The sequence below is a fragment of the Actinoplanes subglobosus genome (assembly GCF_042650585.1).
GTDB lineage: Bacteria > Actinomycetota > Actinomycetes > Mycobacteriales > Micromonosporaceae > Actinoplanes > Actinoplanes subglobosus.
This window is the reverse complement of sequence record NZ_JBHSBL010000029.1, coordinates 13,857-27,856: the sequence shown is the minus strand read 5'-3', so window position 1 is coordinate 27,856 and position 14,000 is coordinate 13,857. Positions and strand designations below refer to the sequence as shown.

Below are 14,000 nucleotides of genomic sequence, written 5' to 3'. Positions count from 1 at the left end.
GCGCCACCAGGAATCTCTCACCCTTGGTCGGCGGCCTCCCGGATCAGAGTCTTCTGGCGGGCGATCGAAGCCACACACCTGTCGTTCGCCGACTCGACGGCGAGCACCACGTCCTCAGCAGTTCCGACCGGGAACTCCGGCAGATCCTGGCAGTCCCGAACAGTGTCGTAGAGAGCTGACAGCACCTCCTCGGTGGTGCCGACACCGATCTTCATAGGAACAACCGCAACACAGTACGAAAGACCCATGAACAGCTGCCACAACGGCATGACGTCGACATCTTCGGCGAGTTCGAGCAATTCATCGAACAGCTCGTCGGCCGGTTCGTCCTCGCTGGATCCGCCCACAGCTGCATGAATCGCGCGGATCGCCGCCTCGACCGCCGCACCCGCCTCGCCGGTGAGCAGATCCTGTCCGGCGTCAGGCAACGAGGCGACGGTGTCGTCGATCACGTCCGATACGAGCTTGATGCGGCGAGCCGGGGAGATGTCTCCCAGCAGAGCCACTTCGGCACTCATCTCGCGATCCCACAGCGTTCTCATTCACCAACCTCGCCTCACGATGTCACTTCCCTCGTACCGTAGTCGGCACCGGAGACCGTGCCTCGCTCATCGCGAAGCCCCGCCTGAAAGGCGCATATCGTCGAGTGCAACGCACCCGATGACCGGGATGAGAGGAGCGAACGCTTGGCCTTCCAGCTGTCGCACTCCTTCTTCAACAAACTGAACCGGTACCTCGACTACTGCATGTACGGCGTGACCACGCTGGCAGCGGCCTGCTCGGCCATTCGGGAGCGACCCGGACCGCCCACGCCGTCACAGGTGGCCTCGTTACGGCTCAGCCGGACGTCTGGTGCCACGGATCGAACTGGGCGCCGACAACGGTTCAGCACTGCCCCGGCGGCTCTCCCTGGGCGAGCCGGTGATCTCGCGGCGACCCGTCAGCTTCCCAGCTCGGTCCTGACGCGGCGACGTTACCGGGCCGAGCTACCACCCCAGCTCAGAACGATCCACGCCTCGACACGCCCGGCCGCCATCGAATCCGCGGAGGAGTCTAGGAACCACCCTCCTCGGGAGCCCTCTCCAGGTAGATGCGATCGATGGCGCTGTCCTTCGTCCTCGCGGCCACATTGACGGAAACCGTTTTGCCGGACGTCAATGCCGCCAGTGCCGTGGCGAGAATGCGATCCGGGCTCTTCCGTGCGTCGAACCATTCCTTGCCACGCTCTCCCCCGAACCCCTTCTTCGGATCCAGCAGGAGGACGGAAACCTTCCCGGTGTCGGCCTGGGGCCCGGCAGCCAGGACGAAACAGCCATAGCACCAGTAATCAATGCGATCCTGGGCGACGGCGGGCGACGGAACCCCCGCAAAGGCGACAGCACCGGCGGCAAACGCCACCGCGAGCGTCGAGCCCGACATCTTCCGGCCGTTCTTCCCCGACGAAATATTCGGCTTGAGCATGATCCCCCGATTCCTCACCACGCCATTCGAGGGAAAGCTATCCGGGCAGCTGAGCACCGATGGTCGCCATCACGAAGATCTGCTTGAACGGATTACCGTGGCGCCCCATCGGGTGACCAGGCAGGAGAGCGGGAGATTCCGCCGGAACTGCCACTACCCGACGAGGTCTCTCCAGAAGGGGACCGTTGCCAGCGGCTCCCACCGCGGATCCGAGCGCCGGATCCCCGGGCCGGCCGAGAACTCCTGGTAGACGTAGTCGAGCAGGTTCATCCCGTAGTAGATGATGTCGGTCTGATACATCGACATCACCGGATGCCCGGAGGTGTCCCGGCCGGCCGGTAGGTACCGGTGGGAGTAGACCGGAACCAGCGTGGGGACCGTGGCGAGGTGCTTCCGCGCCCGCCCGACGGCAACGGAGGTCTGCGCCGGCCGCTCACCCCACCCGTTGTTCCAGTAGGCGTTGTGCTCCACGTCGTACAGGACACCCTCGACCGGCCAGGTGAGCTTGTCACGGAGCACCTGCGGGTCGCCGTTCCTCCAATCCGGCCAGCTACCGCCGACCGGCAGGCCGGCGGCGAGGAAAGCCCGGTGGTCGTCAGCGAACGCGAAGCCGTACGACTGCTCGATGCGGTCGAACTCGGCGCCGGTCAGGCCCGGCTGGATGTCCCGGCACCGCTCGGCGAGGCGGCGCGCCGCCTCGCGGCCGAGTTCCCCACCCGTGATCCCCGTCATCGGGTCCACGATAGTGGCTGCATCACGTGCCTGCGGCTGGTGCCGGTTCGCCGGGAGCCGGTCGGGATGCCCGGCCGGCGGCCCGGCTTCGTCGAAAGCAAGCGGTCACGATGCCAACGCATCACCGTGGCCGTTTGACCGGCTTTCTGCGGTCGGCATCCCTCAGGAATTTGATGGCCACCACGCCGGTGGCGACGCCGATGACGACGACGAACGGCGTGGGCGGCAGGCCGCTCGTCTCCTCGATCACCAATCCGGCGATGCCACTGAGTGCCGTTCCGAACGCGAAGAGGCCGAGTGCCGTCGCGACCGGCCATTTCAGCGCGGTGCCATACAGACGGCGAGCCCCCGAACGGATCATCCGGTGAGTAAACCATGCACACGCTCGCGCCCCGAGCGAGCCGGCGTACCCGCTGTGGGGTCGACGAGCCGGACAACCGCTCGACGTCCCCACAGCGGCGCGGCACTCAGTTGCCGTAGGCCAGCAGGCCCATCGTCGCGGACGTACCGTTGCACGATGCCCTGACGACGAGTGACGTCCCGGGCACGTCGAGGACGATCGTCTTGGCGCTGCGGTCGGCGAGAGCCAGTTCGCCGAGCTGCCACTGGCCGGTGTCCCTGCCGACGACGAAGAACTTGAGCGTGGCCGCCGTCGTCCCGTCCGCCTCGTCGGCGAACCAGTTACCGACGATGCGCACCTGCCGGTAGTTGGTGGTGTTGATGGTGACCACGTCCGTCCCGCAGGACCGTTCGTCGAACGACTCGGCGACCATCGCGGTGGTCTGATTGGTCCCGGTGGCGCTGGCGCTCTGCCCGCTGGTCACCGCCACGATGGTGGCGGTCACCGCGGCGGCCGAGACGGCCGCCAGCGGCACGAGAAGGGGGTGGCGGCGGGTTGCGTGCATGAGAGACTCCGACTTTCAAAAGGGCCACGGATGCCGTGTGCGACCCGTCCGTCGGCCGGGTCCGGGAAGTAGCTTGGGGCCCGATCTTTGGGTTCGCTGTTGGTGGAAGGACCGGAAGACCAACACGGCGACCCCGGGCACTGTCCGATGCCGCGGACTGGCGTTAGGTCATGCGTCGGCGACGGGTGATCGTCCTCGGGTACGCCGGCGGCGACGGGTGCCCGGCAGGAGATCAACGGGGTCGTCGAGGACCGCCGCCGAGGCCTCTCCGACCAGGTCACCCAACGTTGCCGGCAGGTCGAGCAGGGCCGGAACCGTGTCGAGCAGCAACTTCCACCAGTGCGGGCGATCGCTGCGGGCGGGCCGGCGGGACAGCTGGGGTTTGGTCATGTCGATGAGCTTGCCCGGCCGGGCGGGTACGTCTCGTCTGCCGTACGACCGAATCGGTCTCTCACTTTCGTTGACGCCCGGGATGCGGTCAGCTGACCCGCGGCAGGGCGCGTCGTTTCCCGGCGACGGCGAGGTTGACACGGGCGGTGACGTCGTCGCGGTCCAGGACGGCGTGCAGGTCGGCGGTGACCGCGTCGGCGGCGTCGGCGATGTCGTCGAGGTTCGCGTGCGGCTCGGCGACGGCGTTGATCACGACGACGATCTGACCGCGGTCACGCAGCACCCGGCCGTGCGCCGAACGGACGCCGGGTGTCTCGGCGAGGATCTCGGCGGCGAGGGTGGCCGGGCCGCGCGGGTCGAGCAGGAGGCGGCCCGGCTGCCCGGAGCCGGGCAGCAGCAGGGCGGCGATCGTGGGGCGGGGCAGGTGGGCCAGTAGCCACCAGACGCCGGTGATCGCCAGTAGAGCGCAGGCCCACGGCCACCACGGCTGCCCGGTGGCGGAGTGCAACGCCACGGCGTCCAGGCGGGGACGCAGGCCGGGACGGAAGACGAGCACGATTCCGGCGGCGATCAGGGCCGAGCCGAGGACAAGGGTCACGGTACGGTCGAGGCCGAGCACGAGACGGCGCATCAGGCGATCCTCCCGTCCGCGCCGGGGCGGGCCGGCCGGGTCCGGACGCGGACGGCCGGCTCGCTGGTGAGACGTCGCAGCCGGTCGGTGATCACCTGCTGGACCTCGTCGGCCGGGCCGGGGTCGGAGCCGAGGGTGTCGACCGTGGTCGTCACCCGGCGACGCGACACCGTGGACCGTGCATGCAGGACACCGCTGACCCCGGCGGCGGCGTCCGAGGCGATCCGGGCGACGTCGCGCCGGGAGGCGAAGACACCGGTGCGGGCCCGGAGGGCGAACGTCCGGCGTACTCGGGGGCGCAACGCGGTCACGACCAGCCACAGGCCGGCCAGGATCGCGATCGCGCCGCTCGGGGCCGCGTGGTCGGTCAGTGCCCGGTCCGCGGTGTCCAGTAGGCCGGGCAGCAGCGGGGATCCACCGGCCATGCCGGCGGTGATCAGGCCTTCTCGCACCCCGGCCGCTCCCACGACGACGAGCAGGACCGCCAGCGCCGGTCCGACGGCGCCGACCGGCCCGTTGCCGGTGGGCGCGGTCGCCGCGGTCAGCGGCGACGGCTGGTGGTTGGCGACGGTCACTTCACCCTCCTGTGGTGAGTCGCGTCGGCGCGGACCATGGCGGCGACGGTGACGTCGACGGCGTCGACCCGCAGGCCGGCCAGGCGCCGGAGCTGGTCGGTCACGGTGGAGCGGACGTCGGCGGCGAGCAGGGCGGCTGACGTCGGCCACCGGCCGGCCACCGTGACGGCGGCGCGGACCCGGTCGCCGGCGACGACGACCTCGGCCCGGGGGTACGACCGGGTCAGCCCGCCGGAGAGCCGGGCTGCGCCGTCGACCTCTCCGGCGGCGGCCACCACGATGCGTTCCACGGCGCGGTCGGCGATGTGCAGGCCACCGCGCTCGCCGGGGTCCGGTCGAGGGTCCCCGGCCTGGGCGGCCTGCCGGCTCGTCCGGATCAGCTCAGCCACGACGTCGGCCCGGGATCAGGTCGGACAGGTCGATGCGGCCCTCCAGCTGGGCGCCGGCGAGGTAGCCGACGGCTCCGAGCAGGACGGCCACGAGACACCAGCCGAGGCCGCCGACGGCGCCGACCAGCGCCAGCAGCAGCCCGGCCAGCAGACCGGCGATGGATGCGGACATGCTCACTCCTCAGCTCGCGACAGCGCGGTCAGGCCGCGATGTCCTCGACGACAACGTGGACCGGCAGGCGGGTGGCCGCGTGGACCAGGGCGTGGATGCGTTCGGCGGTCATCCGGATCGGCACGTTCGCGTCGAGCACCACGTGCACCTCGACGCGGTCCGCGGCGATCCGGATGCCGGACACCCGCCGGCCGGGAAGGTAGGTGGCGACCTCGCCGAACAGGCCGCCGTGCAGTCGCTGTACGCCCGGTACGCCCCGGACCAGGACGGCGACGTCCTCGGCGGTCTGCCCGACCGGATCGATGATCCGGTCGGCAGACTCCTCGGCGTGGTCGCCGCTCATTGGACGCGCGGCGAACGATCGGCTTCTGCCGACGGCGCCTCGTCGTCGGGCAGGTGCACGTCGGCGACGGCGATGTTGACCTCGACGACCTGGAGGCCGGTCATCCGCTCGACCGAGGTGATGACGTTGCGGCGCACGCCGGCGGCCAGGTCGGCGATGGCGACGCCGTACTCGGCGATCAGGTCGATGTCGACGGCGGCCTGGGTTTCGCCGACCTCGACGGTCACGCCTTGAGCGTGGTTGGTCCGGGCGCCCGGGATGCGCTCGCGCAGTGCGTTGACGGCCCGTGACGTGCCGCTGCCCAGGGCGTGCACGCCGATCACATCCCGGGCGGCGATGCCGGCGATCTTGCTGACCACGGTGTCGGCGATCGAGGTCGTACCCTGCGCGGTCTGGAGATCGTTGTCCCGCACGGCGAGCCCGCCGGGCTTCGCGGTGGCGGGCTTGGCCGGTGCGGTGGTGACCGAGTCGGTCATGGTGGCTCCTTGGTCGGGTGTCGGTGGCGTTCACTCAGTTCGAGGCCGGGTCGGTCGGAATCCTCACGGCACCACAGCTGTGACGTGCATCACATACCGGGAGAGTAGGGGCGCTTGCGGAAAGAGAGAGGCCCGTGCGCCTGACGGCACCGCAATCCGACGACGAGCAGGAACCCGACGAAGACCTGGTGAGACGGGCACGTCTGGGGGACAAACGCGCCTTCGCGGCTCTCATCTCCCGGCACGGCCCGGCCCTCTACCGGTACGCCTACCGCCTGCTCGACGAACCGGCAGGCGTGGAGGACGTACTCCAGGAGACGTTCATCGACGCCTGGCGCGGCCTGCCGGCCTTCCGGGGTGACGCGTCGTTGCGTACCTGGCTGTTCACGCTGACCCGGCACCGGGTGTCCCGGCACCTGCGCAAGCGACCGGAGAAGCCCCCGGTCAACGTCGACGACGTGCAGGAACACCTGGCCGACCCGCTTGCCGATCCGGTACACGTCCAGCTCGGCGCGGACCTGCTCGGGGCGCTGGACGTCGCCCTGCGCCGCCTGCCGACCCGCCAGCGGTCGGCGTGGCTGCTGCGCGAGATCGAGGATCTCAGCTACGAGGAGATCGCGACGGTCCTCGCAGAATCCACCACCGTCGTACGGGGGCTACTGGAACGCGCCCGGACGACACTGGCGACTAGCCTGAAGGAGTGGCGGTGAGTATCCCTGACGACGCCGACGCGTTGACGCGCGCCACCCGACTGCTCCGTGAGCACACCGACGCGGGGTGGACGGTGCTGAGCCCCAGCATCCTCGACCGGATGATGCGCGTGTTCCGCCCGTCGGACCCGGTCCGTGGCCGGCATGCCCACGGCGACTACTTCGTGCGCTGCGACGTGCTCACCGAGCAGATCCGCCAGGCGGTCGACGCCGTCACCGGCGCCCGCGCCGCCGACATCACCTGCGTGACCGGCGACCGGGAGCAGCTCGTCGAGGTCACCGTCGAGATCGCGGCGAGCTACGGCACACATCTGCCGACCCTGGCCGCCACCGTGCACGACGTCACCCATCGCGCCGTCATCGACATCCTCGGCGATCTCGCGCCGGCGGCCACCGCGGTGCACTCCCACGTGCACGTCTACGACATCCGCGACGACCGGCCGGCCGGCACCGCTCAGTAATCGACTGGATCTCCGCGGAGGAGGTACCCAGGCTGGCCATCGTCGCGGTCGCGTGACCGGCGGCGGGCTGCGGAACGCCGCCGCCGCGGCCAGGAAGGCGGACCGGCTCTGCGCGGTGTCGGCGGCGGCTCCGCTCACTCCACGCGAGACGTCGAAGGCGTACGCGGTCTGCCAGCCGTTGAAGTCGGCCGACCGGAACTCGACCTGCATCGCCAGCCGCGTGGTGGCCCGGAGGTCCTGGACCGTGACGCTCGCTGCTCCGGCAGCACGGCTGTCGATTACGGCGCGCGGGCCCGGATGCGAGACCGCAGGTCCGCGAGAGCGGCCTCGTACTGATCGAGCATCGCCTGTAACCGGGGCAGGTCGCCACCGGCACCATTGTCCGCCAAGTGTCTGGCCAGCAGGCACAACAGCTCGTAGTTGTAGTCGACGGTCTTGAGATAGAGCCGCGCCACGACCTGGCCTTCCGGCTCGTCCAGCAGTGCCATCTGTTCCGCCCTCACCTGCTGCGAACGGCCATCAGCTTCGCAGTTGCAAACTTTAGCAATTTCACACCTCGACGAGACCGAATTGCCCGTTTCCGCGGTCCGGCGGCACAGCGTCGGTGGCTAGGTGGCCAACCAGGCGGCGATCTGCGTACGGGTGCGGAAACCGAGCTTGCGCAGCAGGTTCTCGACGTGGGACTCCACAGTGCGCCGGCCGATGCCGAGCCGGTCGGCGATCTCCTGGTTGGACAGGCCGGTGGCAGCCAATGCGGCGACCTGTGACTCCCGTGGTGTCAGGCGAGGCCCTCGATCGGCGGCACCCGGCCCGCGCCCGGTGGCCGGCTCACGGTCCAGAGCGAACGCCACCGCCTCGTCCATCCCGAGCCGCCGGCCCGCGGTGAGGGCACTCCGATAGGCGATGGCGTCGAGCGACTGCCTGATCACCGACTCCGTCCGGGTGTGCTCGGCGGAGTGGAAGGGTGACCCGAAGGACGGCAGGCCGAAGTCCTGCCACAGTGACTCGGCCGCGCCGAGCAGCTGCGCCGATCGGCCGCCGTCCCCGCGGTCGGCCAGCAGTCCGGCCAGCAGCTCGATGCACATGACCAGACCGACGACGTCATGGAACTCGGCTTTGATCGCGATCGCGTCGCGCACGCGGGCCGTCGCGGCGTCAGGGTCGCCCTTGATCCGGAGCCCGAGCGCCAGCAGGTAGTGGACGTAGGACATCTGCCAACGCTCGCCGAGACGCTCGCACAGGGCCTCGGCCCGCCCGGCCATCACGATCGCGTCGTCGATGTCGCCGTTCATGATGTGGGTGATGCCGAGGCACGGCAGCGTTCGCAGCAGCCCGGCCGGTGAGCGGCCGTCGGCGCCGTGCCACTCCAGCGCCGTGGTCAGCCGGACGACGGCGGCGCCGAGGTCACCGCCGATAGCCGCGATCATGCCGAGGGTCTCCTGGGCACAGGCCTGCAGGTCCCCGTCGCCGGCTTCGGCAGCAGCGGCGAGGCACTCCCGCGCCATCGCCGTCGCCGACTCGAGGTCACCTTGCGTCCCCGCGACGAAAGCGGCGGCCCAGAGGACACGCCGGCGCGCGTGACCAGGACGCGTATGGCGGCTCAGTGCTCGTTGCAGGTAGCGGCGGCCGTCCCGGAGCCGGCCGCCGGCGATCCAGAAGAACCAGAGATCAGCCGCCATGACCGCGCCGGCGGACACCGCTGCGGGATCGTCGTCGTCCAGAAAGGCGTCCAACGCGGCCCACAGGTTGCCCTGGTCGTGACGGATCTCGTCGAGACGGCGACACTGGTCGGGTCCGTTCCAGGCCTGCTCGGCCCGTGCGGCCCGGAGGGCGTAGAACCGGCGATGCCGATCCCGGCAGTCCGTGGCCTCCACGGAGTCGCCGAGTCTCAGCGAGCCGTACTCGCGAATGGTGTCCAGGAGCAGAAAACGAGGCACCTCACCGGGTACGCGTACGACGACCGACTGTTCCACCAGGGCACCGAGGTGGTGGGGCAGATCGTGCACCGGCAACTCGTCACCGCAACACACCGCCTCCACCGCGGCGAGGTCGAACTCGTCGGCGAACACGCTGAGCCGCTGCCACAACAGACGCACACTCGGGTGGCACACCTCGAAACTGCCGTCGAGCGCGGCGCGCAGCACCTCCTCGTGTGCTCGCCCCGGCCGCCGGGCCGCCAGCAGGCGGAACCGGTGGTCGAGGCGATCGATGATCTGCCTGACCGACAGCGTCAGCAGGCAGGCCGCCGCCAGCTCGATGGCCAGCGGGATCCCGTCCAGCCGACGGCACAGGACGACGGCGTCGGCCCGGTCCCGCTCGGTGAGGCAGACCCCCGGAGTCGTCTCGGCACGGGCGGTGAACAGGTCGAACGCATCCGACGACACGCCGCCGGGCCGGTCGACGGCCAGGGGCGCCAACGGCAGGATCCGTTCTCCCGCGACGTGCAGGGGCAGCCGGCCGGTGGTGAGGACTCGGACGCCGGGCGCTGCGGCCAGGACGTGGCCGACGAACTCCGCGCACTCGTCGACTCGATGCTCGCAGGCGTCGAGCACGACCAGCATGGTCCTGGTGGCGAGGAACCCGGTCAGGGCCTCCCACGACGGTCGCGCCGACTGCTCCCGGATCTCCAGCGCCTGCACGGCCAACTCGACAACCGGTGTCGACCGGTCGGCGCCGGTCAGTGCCACCAGGAGCACACCGTCGGCGAAGCGGCGGACGCTGTCCCGGGCGGCCTGCAACGCCAGCCGGGATTTACCGAGACCACCGACTCCGGTGACGGTGACAGCCCTCGAGTCCGCCAGCAGGTCACGGAGCCGGGCGAGCTCGTGGCGCCGGCCGACGAACCTCGTCACGTCTGCCGGCAACGCGCGCCGGGTGTGCCGGCCGTAGCTTCCGGACCTCATCGGCTCACCCGTCGCCTCGTCCTCTCCCGGATCCGGCGCCGCACGCTGCTACGCACCCGGAGTCGTCTGCGTATCCCTCTGCGTAACGTCACGGTACCCAACCGCTGACGAGCGGGAGAGGCTGAAACCCCCGTACGAGAAGGAGGCCACGACCATCTCCGCCGACAACGACGCCGCCAGCGCGGCGAGCCGGGGAGCCGAACTGGCGATCGCCGCCGAGTCGCTCCTGACCGAAGCCAGCCTGGACGTCATCGACCCGGCCCACGCCGCCGAACTGGCCAAAGCCAACGCGCTGATCGCCATCTACTGGGAGCTGCGCCACCAGCGCGAGACCCGCTACGGGCCTGCCGCGCCGCAGCACGACGACTCCAGCGGCCCTCCCCATCCACCCGAACCAGGAGCCTGATCACCCGGAAGAGGGCAGGACGACCCGTGGCGGCGAGGTTGGACCCGAACCGGCCCACGATGTCCCCGCGACCGTGTAGATCTGGTACCAGGACGGGGCCGCGGTGATCGATGGGAGCGCTCGTGTCGTTCCCTCTCTACCAGGCACAGGCCGAGTTCTATCGCACTCTCGGACATCCCGTACGCGTACGCATCCTGGAGCTCCTCGAAGCGAAGCCGCTGGCCGTCCGCGAACTCCTGGCCGAAGTGGGCGTGGAGCCGGCAAATCTCTCCCAGCAGTTGGCGGTGCTACGCCACGCCTTCCTGGTGAGGACCTACCGAAACGCGGGCGTCGTCATGTACGCCCTCGCCACACCCGCGGTCCGGGAGATCCTCGCACTGGCCACTCGTGCATCGGCTCTCCAACCGGAGAACCCCATATCGCAATGAGACGGGAAAACGGAGGATGTAAGCATCCGCCGCCGCCTTTGCGAAACGTTACCGGAAGCCTTGCCGCAGCCGTACTCTCCCCTTTCTCTCCGCCCTCGATAGTGGGATGCACCAATCCCGATCGACAGGAGACGACAATGACCCGGAATTCACGCATCCGAGTCCTCGGCGCCGGCGCCGTGACGGCGCTGGCGATCACCGCCGCGCCGTGGGCCGTGTCCAGCGCGACCGCCTCCCCGGCAACCAGGTCGACGGTCTCGCACAAGGCTTCCGAGCAGCAGATCCGGGCACTTTTCACGCAGTGGAACCGATCGCTGGCGACCCTGGACCCCCAGCGGGTGGCCGACCGGTACGCCCCCGGCGGCGTGCTGGTGCCGACCGTGTCGAACCAGATCCGCACGAACCGCGCGGAGATCGCCGACTACTTCCAGCACTTCCTGGAGAACCGGCCGCAGGCGGTCATCACCGAATCGCACGTGAAGATTCTCGACCCCACCACGGCGATCGACACCGGCACCTACCGGTTCACGTTGCGCGCCGACTCCGGAACGCGCATCGTGGACGCCCGCTACACGTTCGTCTACGAGCGCATCAACGGCACCTGGCTGATCGTCAACCACCATTCCTCGGCAATGCCGGAATGAGTCACACCACGGCCCGGAACTCGATGATCACACGCAGACCGCCACCGGTGGCCGCGTCCAGCCGGATCCGGCCACCGTCGTCCTCGACCAGCTGACGCACGATGGCCAGGCCGAGCCCGGATCCGCCGGGCCGGCTGTCGCCGCGCCAGAACCGGTCGAAGGCACGTTCCCGCAGCTCGGGTGAGATACCCGGCCCCTCGTCCGCGACGGTGACCGTCACCCGGTCACCGTCGCGGACCGCGGCGACCCGGATGCTGCCACCGGCCGGCGACACCTCCAGCGCGTTGGCGAACAGGTTGTCCAGGATCTGCTCCAGGTGACCACGAGTGATCAGCGCATCCGGCCAGGTCGGCGTCCCGGTCAACTCGAGGGCGACACCCTTCTCGTCGGCCGCGGCCCGCCACACGTCGAGGCGCCCGGCAGCGATGTCACCCACCGAGGTCCGCTCGGGCGCCGACACGTCACCCTCCGCACGGGCCAGGGCCAGCAGCCCGTTCACCAGCCGACTCATCCGGACCACCTCGGCCGACGCCTGGTCGACGTCCTCGCGCAGCTCGGGATCGCGCGCCGCGTCGGCGATGTTGTCCAGCGACAGCCGCAACGCGGTCAGCGGAGTACGCAGCTGGTGAGAGGCGTTGGCGATGAACGTCCGCTGGGACCGGACCAGACCGTCGATCGTCTCGGCAGCGGTATTCAGCGTGCGGGCCAGGGTGCGCACCTCAGGCGGACCGGTCTCCTCGACCCGGACCGCCAGGTCCCCGTCACGGAGCCGCCCGGCCATCCGGTCGAGCGCCCGCAGCGGGCTGGTCACCCGGCGCGCGAAGGCCAGACCCAGCAGAGCGGCGGCCAGGAGCACGGCGACCGCGAGCACACCCCGGAAGCCCCAGATCTGCCACTGCCGGCGATCCAGCGGAGCCGACGGGTAACTGACCCGGACGGCTCCGACCACCTCACCCCGCGCGTCCCGGGCCGGAACCACGACGGCGAAGCCCTCCTCCCCCAGGCCCGCCTGGTGACCCCACTCGACGACCACCTGCTCACCGGCCAGCGCCCGGGTGAACGACTCATCACCGGGATCCACGGCCGCCGGCACCGAACCGGCCGGGCGGCCCGGCGCGGTGACCGCGTCGAGGCGCCCGGGCGTCTGCCGGCGATAGGCATCCATCAGCGCGACGAGTGCCCGCTGCGACGGGACGTCGCCGCCGGCCAGCAGCAACGCCGCGGTGTCGGCCTCACGACGGGCGGCGCTGATCGCATCGTCACTGAGCTGATCGGTCAGCACCCAGGCGACCGGAACGGTGAACGCGGCGATGGCGACCGCCACCAGCACCACATAACTGACCGTCAGCTGCCGGATCACGCGGCCGCCACCAGCCGGAAACCGACGCCGCGCACCGTCTCCAACGCGATGGCCTCACCCAGCTTGCGGCGCAGCGCACCGACGTGCACATCCAACGTCTTCGTGGCACCGAACCAGCTGGTGGCCCACACCGACTCCATGATCTGCTCGCGGGTGAACAGGCGGCCCGGTTCGGTGGCCAGGAAGGCCAGCAGGTCGTACTCCCTCGGTGTCAGCGCCACCTCGGCACCGTCCCGCAGAACCCGGCGCGACCACCTGTCGATCACCAGGCGATCCGGCAGGGTCCCGTCGGTGGCGGCCGGGCCGCTGTCCGCGCCGGAACCGGCCGACCGGCGCAGCACCGCCCGGATTCGCGCGATCACCTCACGCATCCCGAACGGCTTGGAGACGTAGTCGTCGGCGCCGAGTTCCAGCCCGACCACCCGGTCGACCTCCTCGGATCGTGCGCTGATCACGATGATCGGAACGGAACCCCGGGCCCGCAACTCGCGGCAGACGTCGAGGCCATCGGTATCGGGCAGCCCGAGGTCGAGCAGCACCAGGTCGCACGGCGGAGCCGCCAGAGCGGACCGGCCGTCGGTCACCCACTCGACCTCGAACCCGTACCGGCCGAGCCCACGCCGTAGCGACTCGGCGACCGGATGGTCGTCCTCCACCAGAAGTACACGCACGAGAAGAAGAGTAGCCACCGGCCGACCCGTCCAAGATCACGAGCGAACGGCGTTGAGCTGCGACATCAGGATCGTCGGGCCCGGTTCGGGAAACAGTGGACCAAGGCCGCCGCCGATTCTTTACCGGCCCCTGTCCGACTCTTTACCGTCACGGCGAGCAGGTCTTGATCAGATCTCCCTTTCCCTTGGTAACCGAACAGGCGACCAGCTGGACCTTCGCCGGGTCGGGCGTCGGGTCCGGACGCGACCCGGCGGAGCAGTACGATCGCGTTCTGGAGTGCGGAATCATCGGGGCGGTGAAGCCGATTGACGCCGAGATCCGCCGGCGGCACCGGGCACGGTC

The 14,000-nt window shown here is 70.1% G+C and carries 20 protein-coding genes; 4 read left to right on the top strand and 16 right to left on the bottom strand.

The window, feature by feature from the left end:
• Nucleotides 1-17: 17 nt before the first annotated feature.
• From ACFO0C_RS43240 to ACFO0C_RS43185, 12 genes are all read right to left on the bottom strand, one after another.
• The gene (locus ACFO0C_RS43240) at nucleotides 18-542 is read right to left on the bottom strand and encodes a hypothetical protein (protein WP_378072674.1); all 525 of its coding nucleotides are present in this window, start codon (nucleotides 540-542) and stop codon (nucleotides 18-20) included.
• Between the two features lie 511 nt (nucleotides 543-1,053).
• Nucleotides 1,054-1,461, bottom strand: a complete 408-nt coding sequence (locus tag ACFO0C_RS43235) for a hypothetical protein (protein WP_378072673.1) — start codon at nucleotides 1,459-1,461, stop codon at nucleotides 1,054-1,056.
• A 153-nt stretch (nucleotides 1,462-1,614) separates the two neighbouring features.
• Nucleotides 1,615-2,193 (bottom strand): hypothetical protein, encoded by a 579-nt coding sequence (locus tag ACFO0C_RS43230; protein WP_378072672.1) that lies wholly within the window; start codon nucleotides 2,191-2,193, stop codon nucleotides 1,615-1,617.
• Nucleotides 2,194-2,314: 121 nt separating this feature from the next.
• Nucleotides 2,315-2,554 (bottom strand): hypothetical protein, encoded by a 240-nt coding sequence (locus ACFO0C_RS43225; RefSeq protein ID WP_378072671.1) that lies wholly within the window; start codon nucleotides 2,552-2,554, stop codon nucleotides 2,315-2,317.
• Nucleotides 2,555-2,660: 106 nt separating this feature from the next.
• The gene (locus ACFO0C_RS43220; RefSeq protein WP_378072670.1) at nucleotides 2,661-3,098 is read right to left on the bottom strand and encodes a hypothetical protein; all 438 of its coding nucleotides are present in this window, start codon (nucleotides 3,096-3,098) and stop codon (nucleotides 2,661-2,663) included.
• A 168-nt stretch (nucleotides 3,099-3,266) separates the two neighbouring features.
• On the bottom strand, nucleotides 3,267-3,488 hold the full coding sequence (locus ACFO0C_RS43215) for a hypothetical protein (protein ID WP_378072669.1): 222 nt from the start codon (nucleotides 3,486-3,488) through the stop codon (nucleotides 3,267-3,269).
• 88 nt (nucleotides 3,489-3,576) lie between these two features.
• Nucleotides 3,577-4,119 (bottom strand): hypothetical protein, encoded by a 543-nt coding sequence (locus ACFO0C_RS43210; RefSeq protein ID WP_378072668.1) that lies wholly within the window; start codon nucleotides 4,117-4,119, stop codon nucleotides 3,577-3,579.
• The gene (locus tag ACFO0C_RS43205) at nucleotides 4,119-4,694 is read right to left on the bottom strand and encodes a DUF6286 domain-containing protein (RefSeq protein WP_378072667.1); all 576 of its coding nucleotides are present in this window, start codon (nucleotides 4,692-4,694) and stop codon (nucleotides 4,119-4,121) included. Before ACFO0C_RS43205 ends, ACFO0C_RS43210 begins: the two co-directional genes overlap by 1 nt.
• A complete protein-coding gene (locus ACFO0C_RS43200) occupies nucleotides 4,691-5,083 on the bottom strand; it encodes an Asp23/Gls24 family envelope stress response protein (RefSeq protein WP_378072666.1) in 393 nt (130 codons plus the stop codon). The genes ACFO0C_RS43205 and ACFO0C_RS43200 overlap by 4 nt, the downstream gene beginning before the upstream one ends.
• Nucleotides 5,076-5,255: a hypothetical protein gene (locus tag ACFO0C_RS43195; protein WP_378072665.1), complete on the bottom strand. Its 180-nt coding sequence runs from the start codon at nucleotides 5,253-5,255 to the stop codon at nucleotides 5,076-5,078. Before ACFO0C_RS43195 ends, ACFO0C_RS43200 begins: the two co-directional genes overlap by 8 nt.
• Before the next feature lie 28 nt (nucleotides 5,256-5,283).
• Nucleotides 5,284-5,598 carry a hypothetical protein gene (locus ACFO0C_RS43190; protein WP_378072664.1) on the bottom strand — a complete coding sequence of 105 codons (315 nt, stop codon included), beginning with the start codon at nucleotides 5,596-5,598 and terminating at the stop codon, nucleotides 5,284-5,286.
• Nucleotides 5,595-6,074 carry an Asp23/Gls24 family envelope stress response protein gene (locus ACFO0C_RS43185; RefSeq protein ID WP_378072663.1) on the bottom strand — a complete coding sequence of 160 codons (480 nt, stop codon included), beginning with the start codon at nucleotides 6,072-6,074 and terminating at the stop codon, nucleotides 5,595-5,597. The genes ACFO0C_RS43190 and ACFO0C_RS43185 overlap by 4 nt, the downstream gene beginning before the upstream one ends.
• A 188-nt stretch (nucleotides 6,075-6,262) precedes the next feature.
• On the opposite strand from ACFO0C_RS43185, the gene ACFO0C_RS43180 reads away from it, so the two are divergent.
• Entirely contained in the window at nucleotides 6,263-6,784 is a 522-nt protein-coding gene (locus tag ACFO0C_RS43180) for an RNA polymerase sigma factor (protein WP_378072662.1), read from the top strand.
• The gene (locus ACFO0C_RS43175) at nucleotides 6,781-7,245 is read left to right on the top strand and encodes a hypothetical protein (protein ID WP_378072661.1); all 465 of its coding nucleotides are present in this window, start codon (nucleotides 6,781-6,783) and stop codon (nucleotides 7,243-7,245) included. The genes ACFO0C_RS43180 and ACFO0C_RS43175 overlap by 4 nt, the downstream gene beginning before the upstream one ends.
• A 278-nt stretch (nucleotides 7,246-7,523) precedes the next feature.
• Here ACFO0C_RS43175 and ACFO0C_RS43170 read toward each other — a convergent pair whose 3' ends face one another.
• Complete coding sequence (locus ACFO0C_RS43170; protein WP_378072660.1) at nucleotides 7,524-7,733, bottom strand: hypothetical protein; 210 nt, start codon at nucleotides 7,731-7,733, stop codon at nucleotides 7,524-7,526.
• Nucleotides 7,734-7,853: 120 nt separating this feature from the next.
• Complete coding sequence (locus ACFO0C_RS43165; protein ID WP_378072659.1) at nucleotides 7,854-10,148, bottom strand: ATP-binding protein; 2,295 nt, start codon at nucleotides 10,146-10,148, stop codon at nucleotides 7,854-7,856.
• Nucleotides 10,149-10,676: 528 nt separating this feature from the next.
• On the opposite strand from ACFO0C_RS43165, the gene ACFO0C_RS43160 reads away from it, so the two are divergent.
• Together ACFO0C_RS43160 and ACFO0C_RS43155 are read left to right on the top strand one after the other, a co-directional pair.
• The gene (locus ACFO0C_RS43160) at nucleotides 10,677-10,982 is read left to right on the top strand and encodes an ArsR/SmtB family transcription factor (RefSeq protein WP_378072658.1); all 306 of its coding nucleotides are present in this window, start codon (nucleotides 10,677-10,679) and stop codon (nucleotides 10,980-10,982) included.
• Nucleotides 10,983-11,119: 137 nt separating this feature from the next.
• Nucleotides 11,120-11,626, top strand: a complete 507-nt coding sequence (locus tag ACFO0C_RS43155) for an SgcJ/EcaC family oxidoreductase (RefSeq protein WP_378072657.1) — start codon at nucleotides 11,120-11,122, stop codon at nucleotides 11,624-11,626.
• 1 nt (nucleotide 11,627) lies between these two features.
• On the opposite strand, the gene ACFO0C_RS43150 is transcribed toward ACFO0C_RS43155, so the two are convergent.
• Both ACFO0C_RS43150 and ACFO0C_RS43145 read right to left on the bottom strand, forming a co-directional pair.
• Nucleotides 11,628-12,986, bottom strand: a complete 1,359-nt coding sequence (locus tag ACFO0C_RS43150) for a sensor histidine kinase (protein WP_378072656.1) — start codon at nucleotides 12,984-12,986, stop codon at nucleotides 11,628-11,630.
• The gene (locus ACFO0C_RS43145; protein ID WP_378072655.1) at nucleotides 12,983-13,657 is read right to left on the bottom strand and encodes a response regulator transcription factor; all 675 of its coding nucleotides are present in this window, start codon (nucleotides 13,655-13,657) and stop codon (nucleotides 12,983-12,985) included. Before ACFO0C_RS43145 ends, ACFO0C_RS43150 begins: the two co-directional genes overlap by 4 nt.
• Nucleotides 13,658-14,000: the final 343 nt, after the last annotated feature.